The 21,433-nt window shown below is 61.0% G+C and carries 19 protein-coding genes; 12 read left to right on the top strand and 7 right to left on the bottom strand.

All coding sequences use genetic code 11. The features are described from left to right. Positions 1–15: 15 nt before the first annotated feature. The 3 genes from PQR53_RS26520 to PQR53_RS26510 are packed head-to-tail and all read right to left on the bottom strand — an operon-like array spanning position 16 to position 3,874. The gene (locus PQR53_RS26520; RefSeq protein WP_408460664.1) at positions 16–1,746 is read right to left on the bottom strand and encodes an ABC transporter permease; all 1,731 of its coding nucleotides are present in this window, start codon (positions 1,744–1,746) and stop codon (positions 16–18) included. Between the two features lie 2 nt (positions 1,747–1,748). Next, the gene (locus PQR53_RS26515; protein WP_408460662.1) at positions 1,749–2,816 is read right to left on the bottom strand and encodes an ABC transporter ATP-binding protein; all 1,068 of its coding nucleotides are present in this window, start codon (positions 2,814–2,816) and stop codon (positions 1,749–1,751) included. 8 nt (positions 2,817–2,824) lie between these two features. Next, positions 2,825–3,874, bottom strand: a complete 1,050-nt coding sequence (locus PQR53_RS26510) for an ABC transporter substrate-binding protein (protein WP_408460660.1) — start codon at positions 3,872–3,874, stop codon at positions 2,825–2,827. Between the two features lie 270 nt (positions 3,875–4,144). Between PQR53_RS26510 and PQR53_RS26505 the strand changes: the two genes are divergently transcribed. Next, positions 4,145–5,545, top strand: coding sequence for an MmgE/PrpD family protein (locus tag PQR53_RS26505; protein WP_408460658.1), 1,401 nt, complete (start codon positions 4,145–4,147; stop codon positions 5,543–5,545). A gap of 56 nt (positions 5,546–5,601) precedes the next feature. On the opposite strand, the gene PQR53_RS26500 is transcribed toward PQR53_RS26505, so the two are convergent. Next, positions 5,602–6,354, bottom strand: coding sequence for an IclR family transcriptional regulator (locus PQR53_RS26500; protein ID WP_408460655.1), 753 nt, complete (start codon positions 6,352–6,354; stop codon positions 5,602–5,604). A 237-nt stretch (positions 6,355–6,591) separates the two neighbouring features. Between PQR53_RS26500 and PQR53_RS26495 the strand changes: the two genes are divergently transcribed. Continuing rightward, positions 6,592–7,431 carry a TauD/TfdA dioxygenase family protein gene (locus PQR53_RS26495; RefSeq protein WP_408460653.1) on the top strand — a complete coding sequence of 280 codons (840 nt, stop codon included), beginning with the start codon at positions 6,592–6,594 and terminating at the stop codon, positions 7,429–7,431. A 54-nt stretch (positions 7,432–7,485) separates the two neighbouring features. Then, the gene (locus PQR53_RS26490) at positions 7,486–8,880 is read left to right on the top strand and encodes an MFS transporter (protein ID WP_408460651.1); all 1,395 of its coding nucleotides are present in this window, start codon (positions 7,486–7,488) and stop codon (positions 8,878–8,880) included. Between the two features lie 46 nt (positions 8,881–8,926). Here PQR53_RS26490 and PQR53_RS26485 read toward each other — a convergent pair whose 3' ends face one another. Continuing rightward, positions 8,927–9,937 carry a LysR substrate-binding domain-containing protein gene (locus PQR53_RS26485; protein ID WP_408460648.1) on the bottom strand — a complete coding sequence of 337 codons (1,011 nt, stop codon included), beginning with the start codon at positions 9,935–9,937 and terminating at the stop codon, positions 8,927–8,929. A 95-nt stretch (positions 9,938–10,032) separates the two neighbouring features. Beyond that, positions 10,033–10,215: a hypothetical protein gene (locus tag PQR53_RS26480; RefSeq protein WP_408460645.1), complete on the bottom strand. Its 183-nt coding sequence runs from the start codon at positions 10,213–10,215 to the stop codon at positions 10,033–10,035. Positions 10,216–10,218: 3 nt separating this feature from the next. On the opposite strand from PQR53_RS26480, the gene PQR53_RS26475 reads away from it, so the two are divergent. The 4 genes from PQR53_RS26475 to PQR53_RS26460 all read left to right on the top strand — a co-directional run bounded on the left by PQR53_RS26475 (position 10,219) and on the right by PQR53_RS26460 (position 15,649). Continuing rightward, positions 10,219–11,895 carry a thiamine pyrophosphate-dependent enzyme gene (locus tag PQR53_RS26475; protein ID WP_408460642.1) on the top strand — a complete coding sequence of 559 codons (1,677 nt, stop codon included), beginning with the start codon at positions 10,219–10,221 and terminating at the stop codon, positions 11,893–11,895. 38 nt (positions 11,896–11,933) lie between these two features. Further along, complete coding sequence (locus tag PQR53_RS26470; protein ID WP_408460639.1) at positions 11,934–12,890, top strand: isocitrate lyase/PEP mutase family protein; 957 nt, start codon at positions 11,934–11,936, stop codon at positions 12,888–12,890. A gap of 103 nt (positions 12,891–12,993) precedes the next feature. Beyond that, positions 12,994–14,163, top strand: a complete 1,170-nt coding sequence (locus PQR53_RS26465) for a porin (protein WP_408460707.1) — start codon at positions 12,994–12,996, stop codon at positions 14,161–14,163. A gap of 115 nt (positions 14,164–14,278) precedes the next feature. After that, positions 14,279–15,649 (top strand): MFS transporter, encoded by a 1,371-nt coding sequence (locus tag PQR53_RS26460; RefSeq protein ID WP_408460636.1) that lies wholly within the window; start codon positions 14,279–14,281, stop codon positions 15,647–15,649. A 63-nt stretch (positions 15,650–15,712) separates the two neighbouring features. On the opposite strand, the gene PQR53_RS26455 is transcribed toward PQR53_RS26460, so the two are convergent. Then, entirely contained in the window at positions 15,713–16,744 is a 1,032-nt protein-coding gene (locus PQR53_RS26455) for an isocitrate/isopropylmalate dehydrogenase family protein (protein WP_408460634.1), read from the bottom strand. A gap of 164 nt (positions 16,745–16,908) precedes the next feature. Between PQR53_RS26455 and PQR53_RS26450 the strand changes: the two genes are divergently transcribed. From PQR53_RS26450 to PQR53_RS26430, 5 genes are all read left to right on the top strand, one after another. Further along, positions 16,909–17,838 (top strand): LysR family transcriptional regulator, encoded by a 930-nt coding sequence (locus PQR53_RS26450; protein ID WP_408460632.1) that lies wholly within the window; start codon positions 16,909–16,911, stop codon positions 17,836–17,838. Positions 17,839–17,949: 111 nt separating this feature from the next. Continuing rightward, the gene (locus PQR53_RS26445) at positions 17,950–18,525 is read left to right on the top strand and encodes a hypothetical protein (protein WP_408460629.1); all 576 of its coding nucleotides are present in this window, start codon (positions 17,950–17,952) and stop codon (positions 18,523–18,525) included. A 63-nt stretch (positions 18,526–18,588) separates the two neighbouring features. Then, complete coding sequence (locus PQR53_RS26440; protein WP_408460627.1) at positions 18,589–19,524, top strand: isocitrate lyase/PEP mutase family protein; 936 nt, start codon at positions 18,589–18,591, stop codon at positions 19,522–19,524. After that, complete coding sequence (locus PQR53_RS26435; protein WP_408460624.1) at positions 19,521–20,408, top strand: amidohydrolase family protein; 888 nt, start codon at positions 19,521–19,523, stop codon at positions 20,406–20,408. The genes PQR53_RS26440 and PQR53_RS26435 overlap by 4 nt, the downstream gene beginning before the upstream one ends. 68 nt (positions 20,409–20,476) lie before the next feature. Beyond that, complete coding sequence (locus tag PQR53_RS26430) at positions 20,477–21,430, top strand: isocitrate lyase/PEP mutase family protein (RefSeq protein WP_408460621.1); 954 nt, start codon at positions 20,477–20,479, stop codon at positions 21,428–21,430. Positions 21,431–21,433 lie beyond the last annotated feature (3 nt).

Genomic DNA, 21,433 nt, shown 5'->3' with positions numbered 1-21,433 from the left:
AGACGGCTGTCTGCTTCAATTCGGCGTAACGGGTTGCATCGAGCGCGGTGAATTCCAGCTGCGAAAGCAGGTCTTGAGAATCGCCATGAAGACGATGCCAACCGCCATTTGCAACAGCGAATAGCTCGCGAGCCGCGAGAAATCGCCGACATTCCACGCTTCGAAAGCGAGTACGGAAAACGTGCGGTCAGCCGCTGTGTAAAGAATCACGACCATCGACAATTCCGTCATGAAGAAGCTGAAGAGCAGCAGCCAGGCGGCCACGATGCTCGCGCGAATCAGCGGCAACGTAATGTGCGTGAACGTGCGCAAGGCTCCATAGCCACACACGCGCGCGCTTTCCTCGAGTTCGGGATGCACCTGGATCAGGCTCGCCGACACGGAGCGCACCGCATAAGCCGTAAAGCGGCCGACGAACGCAAAGACGATGATCAGTGTCGTGCCGTACACGGGAATCGGCGCGTTGATCCAGAACAGCAGCATGCCCACGCCGAACGCGATGCCCGGCATTGAAATCGGCAACAGGATCACGTATTCGAGTACGCCCTTGCCCGGCAGCCGGGTGCGTACGACGATCCACGCGATCACGATGCCCGCGAGGGTCGCCACACTCGCCGAGATCACGGAGATCACGACGCTGTTTTGCAGCGTGAACCACACGTCGTCCGATTGCAGATAGCCGATGGCGGTGGCGAGCGAATACGAGCCGGACCAGGTGTAGCGGGACAATGCCGCGGCAACGAGGATCGCGATCGGCGCGATGATGGTCGACACGACATAAAGCGTCGCGAGTATGACGGTCGCCCAGCGCCACCCGCCGAGTTCGACGAGCCGTGGCCGGAACCCTTTGCCGCTGATGGTGGTGTAGACGCGCTTGCCGATCAGCACGCGTTGCAGCCAGATGGTCAGGGTCGACAGTCCGAGCAGATAGATCGACAGCACGGCCATCACGCCGTAGTTCGGCGGCACTTCCTGCGAGCCGATCCAGATGCGCGAAGTGAGCATGAGAATCTGCCGCGACCAGCCGAGCACGACGGGCGTGCCGAACAGGCCGATCGCGATCGTGAACGACAGCACCGCGCCGGAGAGAATCGCCGGTGCCAGCAGCGGCACCGTGATGCGCCGCATGGTTTGCAACGGGGTGAGGCCGCACACCTGGGCCGCCTCTTCGAGGCTTGGGTCCATGCTGCGCAGCGCGGCCGCGACGATCATCATCACGTACGGCGCCAGATAAAGACCGATGACGATCAGCATCCCCCATCGGCTATAGACGTCCAGCACACCTGGTATGCCGACGGCCGCAAGCATGCGGTTCATGATGCCGCTCCTCGGCGCCGCGAGCAGCGCCCAGGCGACGGCGCCCACAAACGGCGGAATGAAAATCGGCAACTGACTGATCCATTGCAGCACGCCGCGCATCCAGGTATCGGTGCGCTCGAATATCCATGCGAACGACACCCCGAGCAGCGTGGCAAGCAGCGCGGCGCCGCCCGACACGGCCAGTGTGTTGACTAACGCCTCCCAGTAAATCCGCTTGCTCAGTACCTCGGCGAAGTAGCGGCCCGTGAGCGACGCACCCGGCGTGTCCGCGTCGAACACCGCGCGATAAAGCACCGCGAATAGCGGTGCAATCACGAGAATGACGACCGCGCTGCAGATCAGCACGACCGCCAGAGCCGCCGGTAACCGCTGCATCAGCCGATGGCGCTGCATCGCGTGACGCTCCGCAAAAGGCAGATCGGACAATCTCACGCTCCTATCACGCGTATGTCGGTGGGGTTCACTTCGAGACTGACCGCATCGCCTGGCAGGCGTGGCCCCGCATCGAGTTGCACCACGCTCATCTGGCCGAACGCGGTGTCGATCCGATACTCGGTACGATTGCCGACGAAGCTTGCCTCGGCGATGCGTCCCGCGATTGCACCGGGCGTACTGGCTTCTCGCACGCGCCACTTTTCAGGGCGAATGCATAGCAGTTCGCCCGGCTTGGGCGCTTGAGTGGTTGCGGCCGCGGGTAACGCCAGTCCGCCGGGCAGCGCGAATACCGGGCCGTTTGCCGCCATCTGCCATTCGTAGTTCGCGATGATGTTGGCCCGGCCGAGAAACTCGGCGGCATGACGGCTCGCGGGATGATCGTAGAGATCCTTCGGCGCGCCCTTCTGGATCACCGTGCCGTTGTGATACAGGTAGACGGTATCCGCAATCGACATGGCCTCCTCCTGGTCGTGCGTCACGAACAGGATGGTGCGGCCGAGGCGCCGCTGCAATGCACGGATTTCGATGCGCATCTCGACTCGCAGTTTGGCGTCGAGATTGCTGAGCGGCTCGTCCATCAGAATCACGGGTGCTTCGGCCACGATCGCACGAGCAAGCGCGACGCGTTGCTGCTGACCGCCCGACAATTGCGTCGCGCTGCGCGAGGCGAACGCATCGAGGCCGACCAGTTGCAGCGTCGCCATCACGGCGTCGCGTGCCTTCTCTCCACCGATACCGGCCGCGCGCAACGGCAGCCGGACGTTTTCGAACACGGTCATATGCGGCCAGATCGCGTACGACTGAAACACCATCGCCATATGGCGGCGCTCGGGCGCGATCCATAACGCGGGCGAATCCTGATACACGGTTCTGCCCGCGACTACGATTTCGCCGCCCGACGGCCGTTCGAGTCCGGCGATGCAGCGCAGGGTCGTCGTCTTCCCGCAGCCGCTTGCGCCGAGCAGCACGGATATCTGCGCATCGGCGAAAGTCTCGCTGACCGACTTGAGTACTTGCTGCGCACCGAATGACTTCTGCAAGCCGCGAATCACGATCGACATGGTGGGCCTCAACGGATTCCTGTGGCGTGTTGCCATATTTCGATCAGCTGGGTCTGCTGCCTGAGCGCCGCGTCGATGTCGAGCGGCAGCACCTTGACCGTCGAGAGCTTAGGCATCCCTTGTGGCGGCGCAGAGCCATTACGCAATGCGTACTCGTTCGCTTTCACGATGATCGCCTGCGCGTCGCTCATCATGAAATCGACGAACAGCTTCGCGGCAGCCGGATGAGGCGCGCCCGCGAGCACCGCGACCGAAAACGGCGTCGAGACGGTGCCGGACTTCGGCACGATGAATTCGAGCGGCGCGCCCTTCGCCACCGCGCCGCTGTAGTGGTTGTTGACCACATAGAACATCAGCGGCTTTTCACCGGACAGCATTTTCGCAAGTCCCGCCGGCGTAGTGGGCGTCAGTTCCGCGCCTGACTTGATGAGCCCTTGATAGATCGCCACCGTTTGCTGTTCGCCGAAGTTCTGGTACAGCGTGGCGAGCAGCGAGAATGCCGCCGACGATGTACGTGGGTCATAAAACGTAATCTGGTTTTGCCATTCCTTCTTTGGGTTCGCAAAGTCCATCCAGTCTGTCGGCGGTTGCATGCCATTCAAATAGGCCTTGTTTGCGCCCACGCCGAGAATCAGCGTCTTCACGCGCTGGTAATCCTTGCCGGCCGGCGCGGCATCGGCGGGAAAATTCTTCAGTTCCGGCGAATGGTAGGGATCGAGCAGTTTCTCGTTCTGCATCCGCGTGAAGACGTCCTCCAGCGAAAAGAACGCATCGGCGGCCTGTTTGCCCGCGTTGCGCTCGGCGATATGGCGGTTGTAGATCTGCCAGCAGCCGGCCACATAGGAGCTGACCTTGATCTCCGGATAGCGCTTTTTGAAGGCGTCGAGATAAACCGGGGTCTGCGGCGGATCGCAGCCATAGACAACGAGGCTTCCCTCTTTCTTCGCCGCCGCGATCAGCGCCGGATCGCTTGCAAATGCATCGGCCGACACCAGAGGCAGGATAAAGATCAACGCCACGAGCACGCTTAACCACGTTCGCATCCGCACTAGAAGCATGGCTGTCTCCGAATCGTCTTATGTCATCCGCTCAGGCGCGCGCCGGAATTCGTTGCGCCCGCATGTTTGCGTCAGCATGGCCGATAACCGCGGCATCCGGAATTTCGATCTGCTGAACGTCGATTTAACGGCGGACAAAGATTCGGGTTAGTGCGTAGATAGGCGATGTTCCGCACAAAACATCTTGCTTGTGCCAGTGGCCGGTCTATAACGTGAATCCATTCGCCTTCGAATTCACAGACCGCTTTCGACACACGATGGAGCTCAAAGATGGCACATGCATCCGCCGGTCACCCTACTCTCTCGCAAACGTTCGCTGCTTTCGCGCATACGCTCGATCCGGCGACGGTGCCTCGCCACGTGCGCACGCGTGCCAAACATCTGATCCTGGACGCGGTGGGCATTGCGTTCGCGTCGCACCGTAACGAATTCGCCGACGTCATGCTGCGCGGCGTAAAGGCGCTTCGTGAACAGGGTGCGGCGCCGGTCATCGGTTGCAGAGATACGCAGACAGTGCGCAATGCCGTGCTGCTCAACGCCGCCTTGATGCACGGGCTCGATTACGACGACACCCATATGAAAGGCATCGTGCACGCCACGGCGTTCTGCGCGCCGGCGGCGCTGTGCGTCGCGAATGAAGTGGGCGCGAGCGGGCGGGATGCGCTCACCGCGTATCTGGTCGGCATGGAGGTCGCCACCCGCCTTGGCGCGGCCGCCAAAGGCGGTTTTCATCACGCCGGCTATCATCCGACGGGCGTGCTCTCGCACTTTTCGGCGGCGTTGATCGCGGGCCGGCTGTATGGGCTCGACGTCGACCAGTTGGCCGCGGCGCAAGGCATCGCTGCGAGCACGGCCTCCGGCGTGCAGGTATTCCTTGAAGAAGGCACATGGTCCAAGCGCCTGCATCCAGGCTGGGGCGGGGTCGGCGGCATCACCGCGGCGCGGCTCGCCCAGGCGGGTTTTGTTGCGCCGTCGCGCCCGTACGAAGGGCGTTATGGCCTGTTTGATTCGCACCTGCAGCACCATGCGGGCGAGGTGGATTACGAGGTGGCGCGCGCGAAGCTCGGCGAAGTCTGGGAAACGGAACAGATGGCGATCAAGCCGTATCCGGTTTGCCACTTTCTCCATTCCATCGCCGAAGCCGGCGCCGACCTCGCGCGCGAAGCGCAAATCGATTTGAGCCGGATCAGCCGCATTCGCGCGTTACTTCCCGAGCCGGTCATGCCGATCGTGACCGAGCCGCTCGCCGCGAAACGGCGGCCCGCCACCAATTACGAAGCGAAGTTCAGCGCGCAATATGTGGCGGCGGCCTCGCTCGTGCGTGGGCGTTTCGGCCTCGCCGAACTGGAACCCGATGCGCTCGCCGACGAACGCATTCTGTCGCTCTCGGCGCGAGTCGAATGTATTGCCGACCCGGACAGCGCGTTTCCGGCCTACTACTCGGGCGGCCTGATCGTGGATACCGACGATGGCCGCCAGCATCAGCGCTATTACCGTATCAACAAAGGCGCCGGGGAGCGCGCTCTGTCCAATGAAGCGATCGTCGCGAAGTATAGGGAGAACGCGTGCTGGAGCCTCAGCCACGCGCGTGCCGAACAGGTCCGCGAAGCCGTGCTCGCACTCGATGAGTTGCGAACCAGCGAACTGTGGGCCGTACTTCGCGCAAGCTGAGCCGCGCCGCGCCAAACAGGAACGACGGCCGGACCTCGGCGTGGCTTGCCGCGTTGCTAGGCCCGGTTGGATATCTTCTTGCAATATTTGGCTACCGCGCGGCCAATCGACATCTCGTTGCCCTTTACCCGCTGGGTCGGCGCACCGACAACGATTGCATAAGCCTCGCCATTGATCCACACGTAGTGGCCGATCGAGGCGATTTCCGACTGGTATCCGCCAATCGACACGAACCAGCCGCGCTCCTTGCCCTGTTCGATCAGGCGCTTGTAGCGCGGCTTGCTGGTCACGGTGTTCGGCGCGTATTGCTCGAATTCCAGTTTGTCGATCAACGCGTCGCGCGCGCTCTCGTCCATTGCGCCGAGCAACGCTTGCCCTGCTGCACCGATATGCAGCGGCCGTTTTTCGCCGACAGTGGCCGCATAACGCAGCGTCTGCCCGGATTGCACGACTTCGAGGTAATGCGACTGATGGCCCGTGCGGGTGGCCAGAAACACGGTCTCCCCAGTTTCGTTGCACAACTCCTGAAGCACGGGCCGCACATGCGAAAGCAGCGGATCGTTGTCGACGATGATGCGTGCCTCGTCAAAGATACGGCGCGTGGGGTAATAGTCCGAGGATTCGTGCACGCGATACAGATAGCCGTTCGATTCGAGCGTTTTCAGCAACGCGAGGCAGCTCGACTTCGGCAGCGCCAGCCGCTTGCTGATGAGCGCGAGCGGAACCGCCTGCCTGAGCTCCGCGAACAACTGGAAAATTTCGACTACACGCCGTGCGCTTTTGACATCCGTCTCGTTGGCTACCGTCATGGCGACCCCGAATAAGCCATAGCAGAATTTAAGGAAAACCCGAATTCGAGTTGATCCAGGCCGAACACGCGCTTGCACAGTGTCGGGCCATCATCTATTCTTGGTTCAAGGATAAGAATATTCGTTCACATATGTGAACGCAAGCAATTTCTCGAAACACATGATCGTCGTGATTAAACAGGACACCGTACAGGTCCTCTGAAAACGCTCGCCACCTTTTGCGAGCAGGAGACACGCATGACATCGAGCATCGTCGTCAAGCCGCTGGCCGGTTCACTGGGTGCCGAAATATTCGGCGTCAATCTGTCCACCGAACTGGATCCCGCTACGGTTGCGCAGATCAGACGTGCCTATCATGAGCACCTTGTGATCTTCTTCCGTGATCAGGATGCGTCCGATAACGACCTCGCCCGTTTCGCGCGCTATTTCGGCGAACTGGCGATACTGCCGCCGCATCGCCAGCATCCGGGATCGCTGCCCGAGTTGCTGATCATCGACAAGAAGCCGGAAGACTCGCTCGTGTTCGGCTGGGAATGGCATTCGGATACCACGCATCTGGAGATTCCGCCGCTCGGCTCGGTACTCGCCGCGCGCCTGTTACCTGCGGTGGGTGGCGACACCATGTTCGCCAATCAGTACATGGCCTATGACACCTTGTCCGACGGCATGAAAGCGATGCTGAAGGATGTACGCGCCGTTCATTCGAACGGCCACATCCTCGCCTCGCTCGAAGCCGACGACGTGCTTGCACCGGGTCAGGGCTACAACAGCCATACAACGCTATCGGCGGTGCACCCAGTGATCAGAACGCATCCCGACACCGGTAAAAAAGCGCTATTCGTCAACTCGCTTCATACCGAGCGCTTCGATAACATGACCGTTGCCGAAAGCACCCCGCTGCTGCGGTTTCTGTTCGAACACGCCACGCGCCCTGAATTTACCTGCCGGTTCCGCTGGTATCCGGGTTCGATTGCGTTCTGGGACAACCGCTGCTGCCAGCATCTCGCACTCGACGACTATCCGGGCCAGCGGCGCCTGATGCATCGCGTGCAGATACGAGGCACGCGGCCCGAGTGAGTGACTGGGAAGGATAACGACGAGAACGAGACGGGCAACACTGGAGGAGACATCATGTCGATCGCAGAGGCCACCATCGAAAGGATGCCCGTGGGTGCGGCGCACCGCCGGATGTTCTGGCTGCTAGGCGCGGGCATGCTGATCGATGCATTCGAACTCTTCATGCAGTCGGGCGTGGTCGCCTCGATGGTGCACACGCATTTCACCGACACGGGCGGCGTCGCACAGTTTATCTTCGCCACGTTTCTCGGTCTTGCGATCGGCTCGGTAGTGAGCGGGACGCTTGCCGACCGCTATGGGCGTAAATCGCTCTATCAGTTCAACCTGCTGCTATTCAGCTTCGCGACGCTGGCGACGGCGGCCGTGCCCTCGTTTCCGCTCGTCGTTGTGTTGCGTTTCATCGCCGGCATCGGGCTCGGCGGCGAACTGGTGGTCGGCTACGCGATCATGGCGGAAATGACGCCTGCGTATTGCCGCGGACGCTGGGGCGTCACGCTCGGCTTGCTGGTCAATTGCGCGCAACCGCTGTCGGCCTTCGTTGGCGCATGGTTTCTGCCAATGGTCGGCTGGCGCGCGATGTTCATTGTCGGCGCTGTGCCGGCGTTGATCGTCTGGTATCTGCGGCGCGCGTTGCCCGAGTCGCCACGCTGGCTTGAACGCCAGGGCCGCACCACCGAAATGCATGCCGTGCTCGACGCGCTATGGCTCGAGAATACCGGCGAGCCGCAAGCGCCCCGCGTGACGCAGACCACCTTCGCACCCGAGCGCAAGGAACTGCCGTGGACGGCATTGTTCAGCCGTCACGGGCTTGGCCGCACGCTTTTCTGTTTCGCGATTGTGTCGCTGATTCTTGCGAGCCAGTATGGCTTCATTGGTTGGGTGCCGACACTGCTGTTGCATCGCGGGCAATCGATCGTGCACTCGCTCTCGTACTCCGCGATCATGGCGATGGGCGCGCCGATCGGCATGCTGATTCCCATTTTTCTGGTCGACCGGCTCGGGCGCCGTACCGTGGTGGCCAGCGCGTCGTTTCTCGCCGCGGCGGTCGGCATCGGCTATGCGTTCGCACTCGACGCACCCGCCTGGATACTCGTCACAACCGGCTTTCTCGAAGTGCTCTTCGTGCAGATCACCGCGAACACAGTACTCGCCGTCTACCTGCCGGAACTCTTTCCAACCGATGTGCGCGGCACGGGGTTTGGGGCGTCGACGGCGGTCGGTCGCGTGTCGGCCGCGATCATGCCGTACTTCGTGCTGTTCGTGCTGAACGGGTTCGGCTCGTTCGCCGTGTTCGTGATGCTGGCGAGCGTGCTGCTGCTGTTATGCCTGCTCGTACTCGCGGTAGGTCCGGAAACGCGCCGCAAAACGCTTGAGGATGTCGAACGGGAAATTCTCGCCGACGCCGAGTTGAGCGCCGATCACAAACATGCGAAGTCGCCGGCATCGTGACGATGAGACGCCGCGCTTCGAACGCGGTGCGCTACAAAACCGGCCGCTATCGCACGTAGGCGAAGCGGCGGAATAACTCGGCGTCCTCGCTGCGATGCGTGGTGACGCGCGCATGACTCATAGTGGGATCGAGTAACGTGATGCCGGGCCATTCGCCTTGCGTGGACAGTTCATGAATCAGGTCGACCATGGTCTGACACACGGCGGACGTGGCTGAACTCATCGGTGTCGCGCTGGACCAGCAGACGCTCGCCGGCCGCTTGAACTCCGGACTAACAATTCTGCGCACCTTCGGGCGTCTCGACACTTCACGCTGCGCCAATGCCGATACCGGCAGAATCGTGCAGGCCGCACCGGCTTGCGCAATGGAGATCAGCGTAGGAAGCGAATCGATATCGGCGACGATGTTGAGCTCCACGTTTTCGCGCGCGAAAACGCGTTCGAGCAACAGGCGCAAACCATTCGACACACCGGGCGCGACGAGCTTCACGCCGCCCAGTTGCGCCAGCGTGCAGGTCTGGGCGAATTCGCTGACCGTGCCACCGGGCTCACCGAACACGTAGAGCTGTTCCTCGAGCACAGGCAGTGCCGTGACGCCCAGGGTATCGCAGTCGCGAAACAGAATCGCCAGATCAATGCGCTCATTAGCCAGCAGTTCGCTGATAAAGCCGCTCATGCTTTCGAAGAACTGCAGACGAATGCGAGGAAAACGCTCCTGGATACGGGTAAAAAGCGGCATGGCGAGAATCGATGCCATGGTGGTCGGCAATCCCACTGCAACAGTTCCGCTCTCGGTGATCCCGCCTTCCCTGACCTCCTGCTTAAGCTCTTCCATTTGCCGTAATACCAGACGGCTATGACGATACAACGACTGGCCCGCTGCGGTGGGCACCACGCCTTGCCGGCTTCTGATCAATAGCCGCGTGTCGAGCTCGTCTTCGAGGCGGCTCATCTGCTGGCTCAACGACGGCTGCGCCACGTAGAGCTTTTCAGCTGCCTTGCCCATGCTGCCGCAGTCGACGATTGAAACGAAGTATCTGAGTTGACGCGTATCCATGATTCGCCATCCTGAGTTTAACGGTCAGAGGTTATGCCTATGATGACCTCATTCAATTGGTATTTCCACGCAAACGACAGTTCTTCTACAGTCGTTCAATTGACACGGCTCCCAGGCGTCGACGCATTCACGCCCACCCAGCAATGAACACGAAGCTTCTCGACATGGAACGCATCAAAAACGGCATAGCTGATATGCCGGCCATCCAATTGATGCTGCGTGGCGGCCGAAACAACAATGAACGCGACAACCGTCATTGCATCCACTTCGATACGCAACCCATGAAGCCAGCAAAAACCACTACCTCGTCTCACGCGCTGCTCTCGGTGCTCACCGCTAACGGGATCGATCGCGTCTTTCTCGTTCCCGGTGAAAGCTATCTGGGCATTCTCGATGCTTTGGCGGACTTTCCGGAAATCGACGTCGTCACCTGCCGCCATGAAGCCGGGGCCGGCTTCATGGCGTGTGCGGACGGACGACTGACGCACCGCCCCGGTGTCGTTCTGGTCAGTCGCGGACCGGGCGCGACGAACGCTTCGATTGCGCTCCACACCGCGCAACAGGACGCCATTCCCTTACTGCTGATCGTCGGGCAGATCCCTAAAGCGGATTTGCGCAAAGAAGCGTTCCAGGAAATCGACTATCAGCAGATGTACGGTTCAATCGCCAAGTGGGTCGTGGAAGTCACCGAACCGGAACAGCTCGCGGCCGCCGCGTTCAAAGCGCTGCGCATCGCAACGGCCGGCACACCCGGCGCGGTCGTGCTGGTCGTGCCGGAAGACATCCAGCAGCAGGAAGTCGAGTTGACCGCATGGCGGGCCGAGCCGGGCGCGTCGACGGTTCCGACCGGCGCGACGCTTGAGCGCATCGCCCGGCTGCTCGAACAGGCAGAGCGCCCGCTGATCATTGCGGGCGGAGGATTCGACGCGCCGCGCGGACGCGAAACACTCCTGAGGCTCGCGCAAACGTACGACGTTCCCGTCGCGGTATCGTTCCGGCGTCAGGACATCTTCCCCAACCAGCATCCCCTGTATGCGGGCGATCTGGGGCTCGCCAATCCACCGGAACAGATCGAAGCCTTCGAATCGAGCGACCTGGTTGTCGGACTAGGCACGCGGCTCGGCGACATCACGACGCAAGGCTATCGTTTCCCACGACCACCGCGCGCTGCGCAAACCTTCGTGCATGGTCACGCGGATGGCCACGCCATCGGTCTGCATGTCGCACCGGATATCGGCATCGTGTGCGATCCGGTTGCGCTTGCCGACGCCCTCATCCATGCGCGCCTGCCTCAGCCGCTTTCGCGCGCGCGGCAATGGCACGCGCGCTTGCGCGAGGTTGCGGCGCGCCTCGCCCAATGGCCGGAGCAGCGCGCCGGCGACGGTGTGTCATTCGTGAATGTGGTGCGTTCGCTGGCACAACATGCACCCGAGGACGCCGTCATCTGCGTCGATGCGGGCACGTTCGCCGCGCCCGTGTACCGGCATTTCCCGTTCAGATTTCCGCAGCGCCTGATGGCGCCCTTGTCCGGCGCGATGGGCTACGGCACGCCGGCCGCCGTGGCCACGCAACTGCGTCTGCCGGCGCAGAAAACGATCTGCCTCGTCGGCGACGGCGGCTTCACGATGACCGGCAACGAAATGATCGCGGCCGTGACACGGCAACTGCCGATCCTCTTCATCGTCTCGAACAATAACTGCTACGGCTCGATCCGCATTCACCAGGAACGGTCGTATCCGGGGCGGCATGTCGGCACGTCGCTCACCAATCCGGACTTCGTCAAGATCGCCGGCGCTTTCGGTATCGAAGCAGAACTCGTCACGGCGCCCGAACAGGTCGACGCTGCGATTCAACGCGGCCTTGCGGCACAGCAGCCCTATTTCATCGAAATCAGATCGAGCATCGAAGCCGTTCTACCCACTATGACCGCGCCGTCCATGGCGCACACCGGAGACTGACGGCGGCCGTTACCGGTCGTCAGCAGCCAGGAGACATCATGAAGAAAACCGCCCACCTTCGCGCGTTGATCGAAGCACCGCAAATCCTGGCCCTGCATGGGGTGTACGACGGATTCAGTGCGCGTCTCGTCGAGCATTGCGGATTCACGTCCGCTTTCATCACCGGCAGCGGGATCAGCGAATCGCGTCTCGGTCAGCCTGACGTCGGGCTGATGGGTCTCGAGGAGAACGTCGCTGCCGCGCGGTCGCTCTCGGCATGCACCAATCTCGCCCTGCTCGCCGATGGCGACACGGGCTACGGCAATGCCGTGAACGTCTATCACACGGTGAAGGCTTTCGAACAGGCGGGCGTGGCCGGCCTCATGCTCGAAGATCAGGTCTGGCCCAAACGCTGTGGCCATATGAAAGGCAAGGAAGTGATACCGCGCGAGGAAATGGTGGAGAAGATCCACGCCGCGGTCGCCGCGCGCGTGGATCCCGACTTCATCATCAAGTCGCGTACGGATGCGCTCGCCACGGACGGCATGGATGAAGTGATCCGGCGGCTCAACGCTTATGCGGAGGCCGGCGCGGACCTGCTGTTCTGCGATGCATTAGTGACCGAGGAACAGATTTCGACCGTGGTCCGGAATGTCTCCAGGCCGCTGTGCGTCAACATGGGATTCGGTATCCGCCGACGCGCGACCACCCCGTTATTGTCCGCGCCGCATTTGCAGGATTTGGGCGTGGCGGTCGTCATTTTTCCAAGAATGCTCACGGCTTGCGCACTGATGGGCATGAAACAAGGCATTCAGTTGCTGCAGCAGTCTTTCACGAGCGGCGAAGTAGTCGATCGTCCGGACGCGCTGGTGTCGTTCGAGGAGCTCAACGAGATCATGGGCATCGAGCAAGTACAGGAACTGGAAGCACGCTTTCTCACGCCGGCGCAGAAGGCGGCGAAATATAAAGGCGAGCAAACCGCAGCGGTTTCGACCTCCACGCAACGCGAACGATAGATCTTTGTTTCAAGGCGGCCGGGTTCCCGTTTATCCACGGAATCCGTTCGTTGCAGCAGCCTCATAAATATATAGAAATGCCAGGAGACGAAAGATGAAGACGATGTCCGCAGCAGGACTATTGATGTTTGCCGCGACGATTGCGCCGCCGGTTTTCGCGCAATCGAGCCTCACGCTATACGGCATGATCGACGAAGGTCCCGAATACAACAGCAACGCGGGAGGCAAGCATCTGTACAACCTGACTACCGCCGCACAAGGCGGAAGCCGCTGGGGCTTTCGCGGCCAGGAAGATCTGGGCGGCGGTTTGAGTGCCATCTTCCGGCTTGAAAATGGCTTCGATCTCGGTACCGGCAAACTCGGCCAGGGCGGGCTCATGTTCGGCCGGCAAGCGTACGTCGGTCTGTCATCCAATCAGTACGGCACGATCACGCTCGGACGGCAATACGATTCCGTAGTCGATTATATCGGCCCGCTTACGGTTGGCGATCAGTGGGGTGGCACGATTGGATCCCATCCGGGCGATCTCGACAATTTCGACAATAGCATCCGCACCAACAACTCCATCAAATATGCGAGTGTGAACTATGCGGGCATTACGTTCGGCGGTTTATATAGCCTCGGCGGGATTGCCGGCAATGTGACGCAGAATCAGGTGTGGTCGCTCGGCGCAGGGTATACGAACGGACCGCTTGTGCTCGGCGTGGGTTACCTGAACGTGCGAAATTCGAACGTGAGTTTCTTCGGCAACAGTACCACCGGCACCCCGACGCCGACCGCGAATTCGATCACCAGCCCGGTCTATAGCGGCTACGCCTCTGCAACAACCTATCAAGTCATTGGCGCCGGCGGCAATTACACATTCGGCGCCGCAACGCTGGGTGCAACCTATTCGAACATCAAGTTCATGGGGCTCGGCAACACCGCCCAGGCCGGCCCCGATCCGCGCAAGCTCAGCGGTGAAGTCACGTTCAACGACGTCGAGCTCAGTTTCAAATACCAGATTCTGGTGAATCTGCTGGTCGGACTCGAATACAACTACACGCGCGGCAGTTCGGTCAACGGAGCGGATGCTGCCCAGTATCACCAGGGCACGATCGGCGTGGACTACTTCCTCTCCAAGCGAACCGACGTGTATCTGGTTGGCGTCTATCAGCGGGCGTTGGGTGTGGACTCCACCGGCAAGTCCGCGGTCGCGGCCATCAATCAGGTCACCCCATCGAGCAGCGACAGCCAGACGGTGGTATCGCTCGGTTTTCGCCACAAGTTCTGATGAAGCTCATCACGCATGCGGCCCGGCCCGCACACCCCTTCCGGTTTCCCCGCGCTCGCGCGGCATGCACGTGTAACGTGGACGTGCGCGGTCCCGCCGATTACAAGGATGCAACATGACAACTAACTTACGCATTCCCATTGCCGCGCGAATCGAGCGCCTTCCTGAGTCGAACTATCTTCGCTTGTCCATCCTGCTCATTTCACTGGGGACCTTCTGGGATTCGTACATGCTGTTCTCGGTAGGCCCGATCTCCGCACATTATTTCGCCTACCTCGGACAGCCGCATTTCGCCACCGAGTTGCCGCTGGCGCTTTTCTTCGGCACTTTCGTGGGCGCCGTGGGGTTGAGTACCGTGGCTGACAGGATCGGCCGGCGCGGGGCCTTCACGCTCGACCTGTGCATTCTTGCGCTCGGTGCGTTGCTCGCCGCATTCTCGCCGAACGCGACGGTGCTGCTGATCGCGCTGTTTATCGCGGGCATCGGTACAGGCGCCGAGTTGCCGCTCTCGACCACTTACGTGCAGGAACTGTCGCCCGCGCGCTCACGCGGCAAGATGTCGAGCTTCGCGTTGACGATCGGCTTCCTGGGTGGCACCGTAGGCGGTTTCGCCTCGATGCTTCTGGTGCCGCTCAACGACCTGCCGCTGCCGGGATTCCGCATCGCGTTGCTGCTCGCCGCGGTGGGCGGGCTTTCATCGTTGCTTTTGCGGATGGGTCTGCCAGAGTCGCCCCGCTGGCTGGAACGGGTGGGCCGACGCGATGAAGCAGACGAGGTGATGGACAGGATCGAACGCCGCGTCATGAAGGAAAAGAAGCTCGTCATGCTGCAACCGCCACCGAAGACGGAATACGAACTCGAGAGCGGTGTATCGCCGGTCAGCTTGCTGCTCTCGCGCGCTTATATCCGCAGAACGATGAGCGCGTGGTCAATCGAACTGTTGCAGGGATTCGGCGCGTACGGCTTTGCGACCTTCGTACCGTTTTTTCTGTATTCGCGCGGTTATTCGATCGTGCACGCGTTGGCGTACACCGCCGTCATCCAGATCGCGTATCCAGTCGGCTGTCTCGTCTCGGTCTACATTACCGATAAGTTTCAACGGAAGTGGGGCATGGCGTTCGCGTACATGCTGAATATGGTCTTCGGGCTCTGTTTCCTGCTGGCCGATTCGACCGCCCTGATCGTCCTGTTCGGCTTTCTCACGGAGGCCATGATCTTTATCAACGGACCCCTGCTCCACACGTATGAAGCGGAAATCTACCCAACGGGGATTCGGGCGCGCGGCGCCGGCATCAGCTTTGCACTGAGCCGCCTGGGTGGATTCTTTGCACCGCTGGTTGCCTCGCTGTTGCTGGGAATCGGTGCGGGCCACAGCTGGCTGATCGGTATCGGCGCCGCAGCGTGGTTTGCGTGCTCGCTCGTTGCCGCTTTCGTGGCCGTGGATACGACCAACATCAGTCTTGAGGATCTTGAAGTCAAGCATTAGGACAACGGGTGCTTGCCGATTCTATTGCGCAATAGAATCGGCCGTGCATTCATCGCGCCCCGGTCAGCCGAGTCTTGCAATCAGTGCGTCTGTGAACACCGCTGTCGATGCGGTGCCGCCCAGATCCGGCGTGCGCACGTTGTCGTCATTGAGCGTTTGCCTGATCGCCAGATTGAGGCGCTGCGCGAGTTCGCCATATCCGACGTGTTCGAGCATCAGACCCGCCGCCAGCATCTGCGAAATGGGATTGGCAATACCGCGTCCGGCAATGTCCGGCGCCGAACCATGCACGGCTTCGAATAGCGCCGCGTCGGCGCCAATGTTCGCGCCGGGCGCGAGGCCGAGTCCACCGACCAGTCCCGCGAGTTGATCCGAAAGAATGTCGCCGAACAGGTTCGTGCACAGCAGCATGTCGAACTGCCACGGATTCAGCACGAGCTGCATTGCGCAGGCATCCACGATCCGGTCGTCGACGGCTACCCTGCCCTCGTAGTCGCGCGCAACCTCGCGCGCCGTCTCGAGAAAGAGGCCCGTCAGCGCCTTGAGCACATTCGCCTTGTGGACCACGGTGATCTTTTTGCGCCCATGTTCAACCGCGTATTCGAATGCGCATCGGGCAATGCGGCGGCAACCTTCCCGGGTGTTCATGCCGGTTAGCACGGCCACGGCATGCGGATCGTCGCCAATCGGAATGTAATGTTCGTGCGCCACGTAAAGGCCGCCAATGTTCTCGCGCACGAGAACGATGTCGATATTCTCGTAGCGACCGGGCACGATGGTCCGCACCGGACGAATGTTTGCGTAAAGCGTAAACGCCTCCCGCAGCCGCACGTTGGCCGAGCGGAAGCCGCCACCTATGGGGGTGGTCAACGGTCCCTTTAATGCAAGACGCGTGCGCCGGATGCTATCCAGCGTCGCTTCCGGCAACGCGTCACCGCCGCGTTCGATACCGGCCATGCCTGCATACTGAATGTCCCATACGAAGGGTGCCCCCAACGCGTCGAGCAGCTTGACCGTCGCGTCGGTAATTTCCGGGCCGATGCCGTCTCCGGGTATCAGCGTTGCGGGAATGGAAGAGGGTCGGCTTGCGCTCATCGGTAACTCCTTCTGTTCACGAGGACGTAGAGAAAGAAGTGGCTGCGTCATGGCAGCCTGTGCGACTTGATGCCTCGGGTAGAGCACTATTATCAAAGGTTTGCGGGCGCGTCACAATCGGAATATCTGGCATAGCAGCTATGCCGTAAAGCAGGAGGGGCTGAATGGATCTTCGACGACTCGAATTGCTGATACAGGTGTCCGCATTCGGTAGTTTTTCGAAAGCCGCTACGGTACTCGGCATCGCCCAACCTGCACTGGGACGGCAGATCCAGAAGCTCGAGGAAGAGTGCGGCCTGCGGCTGCTTTACCGCCACGGCCGCGGCGTATCGCTCACGCCAGAAGGGCTCGCATTGATCGAGCGCGCCAGTCCGCTCGTGCGTCAACTCACCGCGATTCCCGCCGATCTGCAATCCGAACGCGACTCGCCTCATGGGCTGGTCACCGTCGGCTTGACGCCGACAGTTTGTAATCTGATTGGAATCAGACTGCTACGCGGCTTGCGCAAGCGTCATCCCAACCTGCAGGTGAACGTGGTGTCGGGCTATAGCGGCTATGTGCACGAATGGCTGATCGACGGGAGACTGGACATGGCGATCCTCCATGATGCGCGCCGCTCGTCCACCGTTTCGGTCGACCCTTTGGCGGATGCCGAGTTATTCCTCGTGACGCCGAACGTTCCTACCGTATTCGAAGTGCCGAAACAGTCCGTGTTCGCGGGCGTCGCGCAGATTCCGCTGGTATTACCCACACGCAATCACGGTCTGCGCCGCACGCTCGAGTACGCGGCCAGCAAAGAAGGATTGACACTCGACGTGCAGTACGAAGTCGACACGCTCGAGTTGCTGAAAGAGATCGTCGTCGCGGGGCTCGCGTGCACGGTACTCGCGAAGCCTGCCGTACTCGGTGAACTGGCTGCCGCCACACTCGATGCGCGCCCGCTTTCCAGGCCGCGCCTGCATACGCGGCTCGTCCTTGCCACCGCGGTTCAACGACCGATTACGCATGGCATTCGTCTCGTCGAGCGGGAGATAAAAGCGCTCTTTACAGCACTCATCGAACAGCACGACGAATACGGACTCATGGCGCCATAGGATTCGTCTATGTCCATGTCATCCATTTGGTATTTCCGCGCTCGCAGTGCCTGCTCTATATTGTTTGCAACTCAACGTCAGTAGACGGCGAATCAAACCGAGGGGCATGCCATGCAAGACAATGTGAATGGACTGAAAGAACCGATCGACGTCGTCGCAATGTTTCCACAGGTCGCCGACATTGGCGATGCAACGCTTCGCAAGGCAGTGATTTCCACATGGGAAACATTGTGGGAAATGAGCCCATGGAAGCGGATCGCCGAGGTGCCCACTTCCACCGAAATCCCCTACCCCACACTTCCGCATAACCAGTGTGTGCTCGACATGGCGATCTCGGTCGCGGATCTGTTCGAGCGCCATCATGGCATCAAGGTGAATCGCGATTACCTGATTGCAGCCGCCGTGTTGCAGGATGCAAGCAAAGTAGTCGAGTTCGAACCGGCCGCGGACGGCAAGGTCGTTGCCACCGATCTCGGCAAGCACTATCCCCACGCGTTCTGGGCGGCCCACCTTGCACTGCGTAACGGTATTCCCGACGAAATCGTGCATGTGCTGCTCACGCATTCGCCGCAGGCACCGAAATTCCCGTCCTCGCTCGAAGGCAAGATTCTCTACTACGTCGATCAGATGGACGTGATTGCCATTTACAAGGACCGCTGGCACAAGGAACTTTTTATTACCAAATGAGCGGCCGCGTGTTGTGTGTCAATGGCCGGGATCGTTGCCCGTTCATGCTGTGTGGAGAACGCGATGAGCAAGAGAAAGAAACTGCGTGAACTGATCAACGCCCCTGAAATACTGGTGATGCCCGGCGTATTCGACGGCTACAGCGCAAGACTGCTGGAACCCTCCGGATTTGCGGCAGGTATGGTGACAGGCGCGGGCGTCAGCGAGGCCAGCCTCGGCTGGGCGGATCAGGGCATCATGGGGCTCGAGGAAAACCTGCGGGTGACGCGCGCGCTCGCGGCGTGTTGCGCACAGCCGCTGATTGCCGATGCCGACACGGGCTATGGCAACGCGGTCAATGTGCATTTCACGGTGCGCGCGTTCGACGGAGCGGGTCTCGCGGGCGTCATGATCGAAGACCAGGTATGGCCGAAACGTTGTGGCCACATGAAAGGCAAACAGGTCATTTCCGCTGAGGAAGGCGCGGAAAAAATCCGCGCAGCGGCGGAAGCGCGCCTCGATCCGGAGATGGTCATCATGTCGCGCACCGACGCGCTGGCCACGCACGGGATCGACGAAGTGATCCGGCGCCTCAACCTGTACGCCGAGGCCGGTGCGGACCTTCTGTTCGCAGATGCGTTGCTCGCCACGGACCATATCACCACGGTCGTGCAGAACGTGCCCAAGCCCGTTTGCGTCAACATGGGTTTTGGTATTCGCCAGCGCTCCACCACACCGTTGATTTCCGCACGACGCTTGCAGGAGTTGGGTGTCGCCGTCGTGGTCTATCCGCGCATGCTGACGGCGGCGTCCATTCAGGGCATGAAGAACGCGATCGCCACGCTGAAGGAATCGCTTGCCGCCGGCGAGGTGATAGAGCGCCCCGATCTCGTCGTGTCGTTCGAGGAGCTCAACGACCTCGTCGGTATCAAGGAACTCGAACGCCTGGAGCAGCGCTATCTCACCCCTGAGCAGTATCAGCAGAAATACGAGCAGGCCACTTACGAAAAGCGCTCATGAGCCAAACCACGAACGACGCTGGGGCAACTGTGGCAGTCCCGCCAACCTGTCAGTCGCCTGACGCCTCGCCGGTTGCACTGCCTTTCGCATTGCCGGCAAACGCATGCGATTGTCACGCTCATATCTACGGGCCGCCTGAACAATATCCGTATCGCGAGGACCGGCGTTATACACCCGCGCCTGTTGGTCTCGCCGAGTATCGGACCTTGCTTGCCAAGCTTGGCGTGGCGCGCGCGGTGGTCATCCAGCCGACCATCTATCACGACAATCAGGTCACGCTCGACGTGCTAGAGGTGTCGTCCGGTCAATGGCGTGGGATCGCGAAACTGGCGCCCGACGTCAGCGCCGAAGAACTCAAACGGCTCGACGCGGCGGGTTTTCGCGGCGTGCGCCTTCACACCCGAACCGGTCTTGCCGATCTCGAAGCGCTGGCAGCGCGCGTGGCGCCGCTCGGATGGCACGTGCAATTGCATCTCGAAGCCCGTGACCTGCCGGAAATCGGTCCACGGCTTGCGCGTTTGCCGGTTCATGTCGTGATCGATCATTTCGCGCGTGTCGACGTGCACGACGGCGTCGATCAGCCTGGCTTCAAGGCGCTTCTCACGCTGATGGAAAGTGGCCGGTGCTGGGTCAAGCTATCCGCACCCTTTCGCCTCGGCGACGAAACGGCGCCCTATGCCGGCGTCTTGCCGTTCGCACGGGCACTGGTGGGCGCGCGGCCGGACAGGCTGGTGTGGGGCAGCGACTGGCCGCATTCCTCCTTTCACGGCGTCATGCCGAACATGGGCGTGCTGCTCGGTCTTGTCGGCGAATGGGCGCCGGACGCTGGCGTTCGCGACATGATTCTTGGCACCAATCCCGCGCAACTCTATGGGTTCGATTAGAAGCGGCGCGTTGAGTCACATACAGGTCACAGACGAACCACACACGGGTCAAATACGGAGAGTGAACAATGAGCAGCACGAAAATCGCGCAGATGCGCTCACTTCTGGCCTCTGACGAGATCATCATTTCCCCCGGCGTCTACGACGGTTATAGCGCGCGCGTGATTGAAAAGATGGGTTTCAAGGCGGCCTCGACAACCGGTGCGGGTCTTGCCAATTCACGCCTGAGCCAGCCGGACATCGGCATCATGACGCTGACTGAAAATATCGACGCCTGTCACTGGCTGGCACGTTCCGTATCGCTGCCGATGATGGCCGACGCGGACACCGGCTATGGCAATCCGGTGTCGGTGTATCACACGGTTCAGCTATTCGAGGAAGCGGGTGTGGTCGGCGTGAATATCGAGGACCAGGTCAGCCCGAAGCGTTGCGGTCACATGCGCGGCAAGGAAGTTATCGATGCGCGGGAAATGGCCAAGAAGATCGAGGCCGCGGTCAAGGCGAAAAAGGACGCCGGCTTCATCATCAATGCACGCACGGACGCGATTGCCGTTGAAGGCATCGAGGCTGCGATCGAACGCGCGAAGCTTTACGTGGAAGCCGGCGCCGATATGGTCTATCCGGATGCGATCGCGTCGGAAGATCAGATCAAGCAGTTCGTCGACGCCGTCAAGGTGCCGGTCAGCATCAACATGGGCTTCGGCATCCGCTCGCGGCCCACTACGCCGTTGATCCCCGTGCACCGCCTGAAAGAACTCGGCGTCAGGCGTGTCACGGTGGCGCGCATGCTGCCGGCGGCGGCGATCATGGGCATGATGCGCGCGCTAGAACTGTTTCGCGACGGCGCGCAGAACGGCACGGTCCATGACCGGCCCGATCTGCTGGTGGGGATCGAAGATATCACCGACCTGATGGGCTATCCGATGATCGATCAACTCGAGACGGAGTTTCTGCTGCCTGAGGATATCGAGCGCAAATACGGTTCAGCGTCGGCGAGTTATGTGGTTCGCGAGAAGCACTGAACA

Origin of the sequence: Paraburkholderia fungorum, assembly GCF_046027605.1 — a bacterium.
Lineage (GTDB): Bacteria > Pseudomonadota > Gammaproteobacteria > Burkholderiales > Burkholderiaceae > Paraburkholderia > Paraburkholderia fungorum_F.
This window is presented reverse-complemented; position numbering and strand designations above follow the sequence as displayed.